The organism is Streptomyces phyllanthi (assembly GCF_009377205.1).
Taxonomy (GTDB): Bacteria; Actinomycetota; Actinomycetes; order Streptomycetales; family Streptomycetaceae; genus Streptomyces; species Streptomyces phyllanthi.
Map to the genome: position 1 here is coordinate 1 of NZ_VJZE01000399.1, position 8,596 is coordinate 8,596.

Here is an 8,596-nt window from a genome sequence, read left to right on the forward strand (position 1 = left end):
GGTAGGGGCGGCGGGGGCGAAGAAACAGGCGCGCACCCCCGGGAGGGAATGCGCCCCCCGAAGCCGAAGGTTGCCCACCTCGGGGACCGGGAAGCGCACGGGCGTACCCTGGTGTACGCCGAAGAATCGAAGCTACAGGGAGCCGATGTGTCCGCAGTCTCACCCGACGGACGCAAGATGCTGCGCCTGGAGGTCCGGAACAGCCAGACCCCCATCGAGCGCAAGCCCGAGTGGATCAAGACCCGGGCGAAAATGGGCCCCGAGTACACGAAGATGCAGAACCTCGTGAAGAGCGAGGGCCTCCACACGGTCTGCCAGGAAGCCGGCTGCCCCAACATCTACGAGTGCTGGGAAGACCGCGAGGCCACGTTCCTCATCGGCGGCGACCAGTGCACCCGCCGCTGCGACTTCTGCCAGATCGACACCGGCAAGCCCGAGGCCCTCGACCGCGACGAACCCCGCCGTGTCGGCGAGTCCGTGGTCACCATGGATCTCAACTACGCCACCGTCACCGGCGTCGCCCGTGACGACCTGCCCGACGGCGGCGCCTGGCTGTACGCCGAGACCGTACGGCAGATCCACCAGCAGACCGCGGACCGCGCGGGCGGCCACACCAAGGTCGAGCTCCTCGCCCCGGACTTCAACGCCGTACCGGAGCTCCTGGAGGAGGTCTTCGCCTCCCGCCCCGAGGTCTTCGCGCACAACGTCGAGACGGTCCCCCGGATCTTCAAGCGCATCCGCCCCGGCTTCCGCTACGAGCGTTCGCTGAAGGTGATCACCGAGGCCCGCGACTACGGCCTGGTCACCAAGTCCAACCTGATCCTCGGCATGGGCGAGACCCGCGAGGAGGTCAGCGAGGCGCTGCGCCAGCTGCACGACGCCGGATGCGAGCTGGTCACCATCACGCAGTACCTGCGGCCGTCCGTCCGCCACCACCCCGTGGAGCGCTGGGTCAAGCCGCACGAGTTCGTCGAGCTGAAGGAGGAGGCCGAGCAGATCGGCTTCTCCGGCGTGATGTCGGGCCCGCTGGTGCGTTCCTCGTACCGGGCCGGCCGCCTGTACCAGATGGCCGTGGAGAAGCGGGGCGCGTACATCGCCTCGCAGGCCGTCTGAGCGCCGTACGGCTCCACGCGATGGCACTGCGTGCCACTTTCCGCGTGTGAATCTGCGCACAAGCGGCTACCGGCGAGTAGTGGCCAATAAGACGCGGCCCTGAGCATCCCCGCAGATAGGGGGCGTTTCAGGGCCGCGTCCGGGTTTGAGGGCGCTAAAACAAGGCTTCACTGGCGTTTGACCAGCCAGTCACGCCCTGGTAACACCATGGAGTAACCCTGGTTTCACACCACGTACAGCCCTGACCAGTGCCGCCACTCCCGAGGGGGGAGCTCCGTCATGCAGGCTGCGCCCGTCCGCGCCACCGCAATCCCGTCGTTCACCGATGCACTCCGTGCCGTCGAGTCACTGCTCATGAGCAGTGGCCAGCGCACCGCCCGCCGCAACGCCTGGAACTCCGTCCTGGAGGACCGCCGTCGCGCCAAGGACCGGGTCGAGACCCAGCGCGTCCTCGAAGGCACCCTCGACGAGGCCGTCACCTCGCGCCTGCCCTGACGGACGCCTCCGCCACCGGCACCGCCGTCGTCTCCGCTTGCCGGGCCACGTAGACTTCGGGGCATGGCGAGGAAGGAAACCGCAGCGGACGCTGCGAACCCCGGGCGACTCAAGCAGATCGCCCTCACTTACAAGATGACCCGCAGGGCCGACAAAAAGATCGGCCTTGTACTCGCGGCTGTCGGAATCGTCACCTTCGGTGTCTTCCTTGCGATCGGTTTCTTGATCGGTCACCCCATCTATCTCGGCATTCTCGGCTTCCTGCTGGCCTTCCTCGCGACGGCGATCGTGTTCGGGCGCCGGGCCGAGCGGGCCGCGTTCGGACAGATGGAAGGCCAGCCGGGCGCCGCGGCGGCGGTGCTCGACAATGTCGGCCGCGGGTGGACCACCACCCCGGCGGTGGCGATGAACCGCAGCCAGGACGTGGTGCACCGGGCCGTGGGCAAGGCGGGCATCGTGCTGGTCGCCGAGGGCAACCCGAACCGGGTGAAGGGCCTGCTGGCCGCCGAGAAGAAGAAGATGGCCCGGATCGTGGCGGACGTGCCGGTGCACGACCTGATCGTGGGCACGGGCGACGAGCAGGTCCCGCTGAAGAGGCTCCGCACGACGATGCTGAAGCTGCCGCGTGTGCTGACCGGACCCCAGGTGACCGCCACGAACGACCGGCTCCGTGCGATGGGCGACCTGATGAGCAACATGCCGCTGCCGAAGGGGCCCATGCCCAAGGGGATGCGGATGCCGCGCGGCGGTCCGAAGCTGCGGTGACGTTACGCCCGCCGCTGGGCCTGGCCGTTCCGGGGCCCGGGGAAGCTTCGCGCTTCCCCGGGCCCCCATGCGTATGTTCGCCCCATGCGTATGTCCGGGGGGCGGATGGCTGTCAGGCGTCCGCGGGTCGGTTCGTGGCTGGTCGCGCGGTTCCCCGCGCCCCTTGAAAGGGAAAGCCGGGGCGCACCCGGCTGGAACGCGTGACCGGAAACCGGGAAAGGGGCGTGGGCGCCCTCAGATCCGCAGCTCCACCGTGCGCGCCAGGCGGTCGTGCAGACCCCGGCTGTCGCGGTCCCAGACGAGGGGCGGGATGGCGAGGCAGAGGAGAAGTGAGCGGAGCAGGGCCCGGAGGGGGTTCACCGTGCCGGTGTCCTCGGTCACCACGCGGATGCCGAAGAGGCGCTTGCCCGGGGTGAAGCCGACCATGCCGACCGTCAGGACGTGCAGCGCGAAGAAGACGAGCAGCGCCCAGTTGCTGGTCGTCCGGTCGTAGCCGTCGGTGATCAAGCTGTATGCGATCAAGACGCTCAGCGCCCAGTCGACGGCGAGGGCTCCGAGGCGCCGGCCGGGACGGGCGATCGAGCCGGGGCCGGACTCCGGCAGACCCAGTTGCTCACCGCGGTAACCGAAGTCGACGCCCGCTTGCTCAGCGGCCTCGCGGGGGCCGGAGAGCCACGATCCGAGTGCTTGCCTCTTGTCCACGCGACCACCGTACTTCCCCCGTGCGATGGTCCCCACAGGTGGGGTGAGCCGGGGCCAGGTCGGTTAACTTGTACGAAACAAATGGGTCACGTACGAGAAATCACCCCTCCCTAGGGTCGAAGGCAGCGTGTGCCACCGCACTGGCCGCACGAACGAACTACCACCCCGGCACGGACAGGTCGGGAGTAGGAGGAGCTGGATGTTCCAGAACGCCGACGAGGCCAAGAAGTTCATCGCGGACGAGGACGTCAAGTTCGTCGACGTCCGCTTCTGCGACCTGCCGGGCGTGATGCAGCACTTCACGGTCCCGGTCGAGGCCTTCGACCCGGACGAGCAGCTTGCGTTCGACGGTTCGTCGATCCGGGGCTTCCAGGCCATCCACGAGTCCGACATGGCGCTCCGTGCCGACCTGTCCACGGCGCGTGTGGACCCCTTCCGCCGCGACAAGACGCTCAACATCAACTTCTTCATCCACGACCCGATCACCGGCGAGCAGTACAGCCGTGACCCGCGCAACGTGGCGAAGAAGGCCGAGGCGTACCTCGCCTCCACCGGTATCGCCGACACCGCGTACTTCGGCCCCGAGGCCGAGTTCTACGTCTTCGACTCCGTCCGCTTCACGACCAGCGCGAACGAGTCCTTCTACCACATCGACTCCGAGGCCGGCGCCTGGAACACCGGTGCCATCGAGGACAACCGCGGTTACAAGGTCCGCTACAAGGGCGGTTACTTCCCGGTCCCGCCGGTCGACCACTTCGCCGACCTGCGCGCCGAGATCTCCCTGGAGCTGAACCGGGCCGGCCTGCAGGTCGAGCGCCAGCACCACGAGGTGGGCACCGCCGGCCAGGCCGAGATCAACTACAAGTTCAACACGCTGCTCGCGGCCGCCGACGACCTCCAGCTCTTCAAGTACATCGTGAAGAACGTGGCGTGGAAGAACGGCAAGACGGCGACCTTCATGCCGAAGCCGATCTTCGGTGACAACGGCTCGGGCATGCACGTGCACCAGTCCCTGTGGTCGGGCGGCTCCCCGCTCTTCTACGACGAGGCCGGTTACGCGGGTCTGTCGGACACCGCCCGCTACTACATCGGCGGCATCCTCAAGCACGCCCCGTCGCTGCTGGCCTTCACCAACCCGACGGTGAACTCGTACCACCGTCTGGTTCCCGGCTTCGAGGCCCCGGTCAACCTCGTCTACTCGCAGCGCAACCGCTCCGCGGCCATGCGTATCCCGATCACGGGCTCGAACCCGAAGGCCAAGCGCGTCGAGTTCCGCGCGCCCGACTCCTCCGGCAACCCGTACCTGGCCTTCTCGGCCCTGCTGCTCGCCGGTCTGGACGGCATCAAGAACAAGATCGAGCCGGCCGAGCCGATCGACAAGGACCTCTACGAGCTCGCCCCCGAGGAGCACGCGGGCGTCCCGCAGGTCCCGACCTCGCTCCCGGCCGTCCTCGACTCCCTCGAGGCCGACCACGAGTTCCTCCTCCAGGGCGACGTCTTCACCGCCGACCTGATCGAGACCTGGATCGACTACAAGCGCACCAACGAGATCGCGCCGCTGCAGCTGCGTCCGCACCCGCACGAGTTCGAGCTCTACTTCGACGTGTGATCGGACTGTAGGGTCCCGGAGCCCCGTCACCGCCCTCGGGTGGTGACGGGGCTCCGTCGTTCCCGCCGTCCTGCGAGAGACCTCGTCGTCTTCTCTCACCGTCCCCACACCGTCCCTTTGCCCGTATGTGGGCTGATCAGGGGCGGTTCATGGGCATCCGCGGGCGCACAATGGACAGCGAGGCGGGTACCTGAGTGCGGGGTGGTGCAGATGCGCAGTCGGTTTCGGAGTGACCGGGGGCTGACCACCCGTATGGGGGTCACGGTGTTTCTGCTCGGGCTGTTGTACGTGGGCTTCGTCGCCGCCTTGATCGTGCTGCTGAAGAGCTGGGTGCTGGTCGTGGTGATCGCCGCGGGGCTGCTGGCGGCGCAGTACTGGTTCTCGGACCGGATCGCGCTGTACGCGATGCGTGGGCGCGTCGTGGAGCGGGAGGAGTATCCGCGGTTGCACGGGGTCGTCGACCGGCTGTGCGCGGTGGCGGACATGCCGAAGCCGCTGGTCGCCGTTGCGGACATGGACCTGCCCAACGCGTTCGCGACCGGGCGGAACCCCGATCACGCCGTGGTGTGCGTGACCACCGGGCTGCTGCGGCGGCTGGAGCCCGAGGAACTGGAGGGCGTGCTCGCGCACGAGCTGTCGCACGTGGCGCACAAGGACGTCGCCGTGATCACCGTGGCGTCCTTCCTGGGCGTCGTCGCCGGGCTGATCGTGCGGTTCGCCTTCTACTCGGAGCTGTTCGGCGCGCGCGGACGCAAGGACCAGAACACCCTCATCGTGTTCGCGGCCGTCATCGGTGTCTCGGCCGCCGTGTACGCGATCAGTTTCCTGCTCATCCGGGCGCTGTCGCGGTACCGGGAGCTGGCCGCCGACCGGGCGGGTGCGCTGCTCACCGGGCGGCCCTCGGCGCTGGCGTCCGCGCTGACGAAGCTGGACGGGGAGATCGCCCGGATCCCGACCCGCGATCTGCGGACCGCCCGGGCCTTCAACGCCTTCTACTTCACCCCGACCCCCGGTCTCGCGCCCGGCGTACGGCCTCTCTTCGCCACCCACCCGACGCTGGAGCAGCGGCTCGACCAACTGGGCCGGATCTCCGCCGAGTTGGGTGAGGCGGCGGCACCGGGAAAGACGGGGTGAGCGCCATGGGACTGCTGGACGTCCTCCTCGGCCGTACGAAGCCGGTCGCACCCGATCTCGACCAGCTGTTCGCGCTACCGTCGGCCGCGGTGACGCTCCAGGCGGCGGTCTCCTTCGCGCCCACGGGAACGGGGGCCGTGTGCTTCGCCACCGTCGAGGGCGCGGCCTTCGCCGAGGCGCGCGAGGAGGTGCAGGCCCTCCTGGACGCGGACAGGGAGCGCGAGGGGCCACCCGTCGAGGCCGTACGGGACGCGTACGGGTACTCGTGGCTGGTCTCCCGGCGCGGACCGGACGACCTGCCCGCGCTCGTGAGTGATCTGCACGCGGTCAACAGCGCGCTGGAGAGCGGCGGCTTCGGGCCTCAGCTGCTGTGCTCGGTGGTCACCTTCCACGAGATGGGGGCCGCGCGGAACGAGCGGCGGCTCGGGCTCGTGTACCTGTACAAGCGCGGGACCTTCTATCCCTTCGCGCCGCTGGCCGGTCCCGGCCAGCGGCGCGATCACGCACTGGAACTGCAGGTGAGGGCGGTACTCACGGACGACCTGCGCATCGAACGGGACCTGAGCCGCTGGTTCCCGATCTGGGGCGCGCCGGGGTGGTGACCCCTTGGTGGCTGCCTAGGAGCCGCGCTCCTGCCGGCGCGCCTCGAACGGCCGCTCGCGGCGGTAGCGGCGCTCCCACTTGGCCTGCTGGTCACGGCGTTCGCGGTACGCACGGTAGGTGGACGGTGCGCTCGCCGGGCCGGCCGGCGATCCGGACGAGGACGTCGCCGACCCTCCTCCGGTACGGCCGTACCGGACGTACACGTAGAGCAGGGCGACCGCGGCGAGCCAGTAGACGCTGTCGGAGAAACCCAGGGCGACCAGAACGGCGGTCGCCGAGAGGATCAAGGTGTTCATGGCGGACCTCCTTCGGGCGTGGGTGACGACTGAGCTCGGATGTGTGTGCCGACGGTGCTCCAGGGCCCGCGGGCAGGTGCCTGTCCCGCGGAAACCGGTGCCGGACCGCTCCCGTCCGCGTGTCCAGGATGCTCGCCCGGCCGTCACATCCGCATCCCAATAACCGGGCGTGCCATGAGTGCACCGTGAATGAATACGGGCATGAGCCGACTCTCCTCTTTCACGTACGCGTACGACGGTGAACGACTCAGCGGGGTGCACGGCGGTGCCGACGACGCCCCCGACGCCTCATCGCCCACGGCTGTCCTCCTGCACGGCGCGGGCAACGGCAGCAAGGAACATCTGCTCCCGCTGCTCGACGAGTTCGTCGCGCGCGGCTGCCGGGGGCTCGCCCTGGACTTCTCCGGGCACGGTGACAGTACGGGCGCGCTGCGGGAGCTGAGCCTGCGCAGACGCTTCGAGCAGGCCTCGGCGGTCATCGACGCACGGGTGCCCGGGGACGGGCCGCTGGTCCTCGTCGGCTTCAGCATGAGCGGGCAGACGGTGGCCGATCTCATCCGGTACTACGGCGAGCGGGTGGCGGCGATCGGGCTGTGCGCGCCCGCGGTGTACGCGGCCGGGGCCTGGGCGGAGCCGTTCGGGGACGGCGACCGGGCGTTCAGCACCGTCATCCGTACACCGGACAGCTGGCATGACTCCCCGGCGCTGGAGGTGTTCCGGGCGTACGAGGGCCGGGCGGTGCTCGCCGTGCCCGGGACGGACCACGTCATCCCGCCCGCCGTGACGGAGGCGGTGACCGACGCGCTGGCCGCCCGCGCCCAGTTCACCCGGCTCGAACTCCCGGACGCGGAGCACCGGTTGGGCCAGTGGTTCCGTGACCACGCCGACGACCGGCGGCAGTTCGTGGACGCCGTACTGACCGGCCTGGGCGACCGGGGGTGGACCGCGACGCGGACCTGGGTGGCCAAGCAGCTCCCGGAGGGACGCGCTGTCCGTGACACCGAGCAGCTGCGCGGGGGCTTCAGCGCCCAGATGCGCCGGCTCACCCTCGACGACGGTTCCGCTCTCGTGCTGCGCTCCTTCGTACGGCCCTTCTTCCGGCACCACGCACCCGGGCTGCTGGCCCGCGAGGCGTCCGTGCTCGCGCTGCTCGCGCCGTTGGAGGACATCCCGGCGCCGGAGTTGCGCGCCGTGGACGCCACCGCCGAACACGCCGACCATCCCTCCCTCCTGATGTCCTCCTTGCCGGGCACGGTGCGGGTGGACGACGGGGACGAGGAGGACCTTGAGCGGCGCCTCGATCTGCTGGCCGGACAGCTCGCCAGGATCCACGCGGTCGTACCCGATGACCGGCCCCGTACGTACCAGGCGTGGACGTCCCCCGAGCGGGTGCGCACACCCGGCGGTGGGCTGTGGGAGCGGGCCGTGGAGGTGATCCGGCGCGCGGCGCCCGCGTACGGGGGATGCTTCCTGCACCGGGACTTCCATCCGGGGAACGTGCTGTTCACGGGCGCGGGCGAGACCCTGCGGATCAGCGGGGTCGTCGACTGGGTGGAGACGTCATGGGGGCCCGCGGACCTCGATGTGGCCCACTGCTCCACGGCGCTCGCACTGCTCCACGGGGCGGAGTACGGGCTCGGGTTCCGCGCGCGGTACGAGGCCCGGGGCGGCCGTCGGCTGGCCGAGGGCCCCGACCACCTGTACTGGACGCTGCTGGACGCCCTGGCCTACGTGCCGGACGCAGCGAAGCTCGCGGGGCCCTGGCGGGAGCTCGGGCGGGCCGACCTGACCCCGGCGACGGTGAGCGCCCGGCTGGAGGCGTATGTTGCGGGGCTGCTGGAGCGGTACGCGTAACGTGCCTGTCCGGCTCGTATACGGC

9 protein-coding genes are annotated in these 8,596 nt (G+C 69.8%); 7 read left to right on the forward strand and 2 right to left on the reverse strand.

Annotated elements, in window-relative coordinates; genetic code table 11:
* Positions 1–147: 147 nt before the first annotated feature.
* From lipA to FNH04_RS35695, 3 genes are all read left to right on the forward strand, one after another.
* Entirely contained in the window at positions 148–1,113 is a 966-nt protein-coding gene (gene lipA, locus FNH04_RS35685; protein ID WP_322724788.1) for a lipoyl synthase, read from the forward strand.
* A gap of 279 nt (positions 1,114–1,392) precedes the next feature.
* Positions 1,393–1,608: an SCO2195 family GlnR-regulated protein gene (locus FNH04_RS35690; protein WP_152789999.1), complete on the forward strand. Its 216-nt coding sequence runs from the start codon at positions 1,393–1,395 to the stop codon at positions 1,606–1,608.
* Positions 1,609–1,671: 63 nt separating this feature from the next.
* Complete coding sequence (locus FNH04_RS35695; RefSeq protein ID WP_152790000.1) at positions 1,672–2,373, forward strand: DUF4191 domain-containing protein; 702 nt, start codon at positions 1,672–1,674, stop codon at positions 2,371–2,373.
* 234 nt (positions 2,374–2,607) lie between these two features.
* On the opposite strand, the gene FNH04_RS35700 is transcribed toward FNH04_RS35695, so the two are convergent.
* The gene (locus FNH04_RS35700) at positions 2,608–3,075 is read right to left on the reverse strand and encodes an RDD family protein (protein WP_322724789.1); all 468 of its coding nucleotides are present in this window, start codon (positions 3,073–3,075) and stop codon (positions 2,608–2,610) included.
* A gap of 199 nt (positions 3,076–3,274) precedes the next feature.
* Here FNH04_RS35700 and glnA point away from each other — a divergent pair, with 199 nt between their 5' ends.
* From glnA to pspAB, 3 genes are all read left to right on the forward strand, one after another.
* The gene (gene glnA / locus FNH04_RS35705; protein WP_152790001.1) at positions 3,275–4,684 is read left to right on the forward strand and encodes a type I glutamate--ammonia ligase; all 1,410 of its coding nucleotides are present in this window, start codon (positions 3,275–3,277) and stop codon (positions 4,682–4,684) included.
* 210 nt (positions 4,685–4,894) lie between these two features.
* Complete coding sequence (gene htpX / locus FNH04_RS35710; RefSeq protein ID WP_152790002.1) at positions 4,895–5,818, forward strand: zinc metalloprotease HtpX; 924 nt, start codon at positions 4,895–4,897, stop codon at positions 5,816–5,818.
* A gap of 5 nt (positions 5,819–5,823) precedes the next feature.
* Entirely contained in the window at positions 5,824–6,420 is a 597-nt protein-coding gene (gene pspAB / locus FNH04_RS35715; protein ID WP_152790003.1) for a PspA-associated protein PspAB, read from the forward strand.
* A 15-nt stretch (positions 6,421–6,435) separates the two neighbouring features.
* Here the strand turns inward: pspAB and FNH04_RS35720 are convergent, their stop codons facing one another.
* Positions 6,436–6,717: a hypothetical protein gene (locus tag FNH04_RS35720; RefSeq protein WP_152790004.1), complete on the reverse strand. Its 282-nt coding sequence runs from the start codon at positions 6,715–6,717 to the stop codon at positions 6,436–6,438.
* A 201-nt stretch (positions 6,718–6,918) separates the two neighbouring features.
* Here FNH04_RS35720 and FNH04_RS35725 point away from each other — a divergent pair, with 201 nt between their 5' ends.
* On the forward strand, positions 6,919–8,571 hold the full coding sequence (locus FNH04_RS35725) for an alpha/beta fold hydrolase (RefSeq protein ID WP_228031796.1): 1,653 nt from the start codon (positions 6,919–6,921) through the stop codon (positions 8,569–8,571).
* Positions 8,572–8,596 lie beyond the last annotated feature (25 nt).

What these genes read in the sequence shown, in the direction of transcription:
- FNH04_RS35690 (WP_152789999.1), top strand. Translation starts at nt 1,393, where the DNA reads ATGCAGGCTGCGCCCGTCCGCGCCACCGCAATCCCGTCGTTCACCGAT.
- FNH04_RS35695 (WP_152790000.1), top strand. Translation starts at nt 1,672, where the DNA reads ATGGCGAGGAAGGAAACCGCAGCGGACGCTGCGAACCCCGGGCGACTC.
- glnA (WP_152790001.1), top strand. Translation starts at nt 3,275, where the DNA reads ATGTTCCAGAACGCCGACGAGGCCAAGAAGTTCATCGCGGACGAGGAC.
- htpX (WP_152790002.1), top strand. Translation starts at nt 4,895, where the DNA reads ATGCGCAGTCGGTTTCGGAGTGACCGGGGGCTGACCACCCGTATGGGG.
- pspAB (WP_152790003.1), top strand. Translation starts at nt 5,824, where the DNA reads ATGGGACTGCTGGACGTCCTCCTCGGCCGTACGAAGCCGGTCGCACCC.
- FNH04_RS35720 (WP_152790004.1), bottom strand. Translation starts at nt 6,717, where the DNA reads ATGAACACCTTGATCCTCTCGGCGACCGCCGTTCTGGTCGCCCTGGGT.
- FNH04_RS35725 (WP_228031796.1), top strand. Translation starts at nt 6,919, where the DNA reads ATGAGCCGACTCTCCTCTTTCACGTACGCGTACGACGGTGAACGACTC.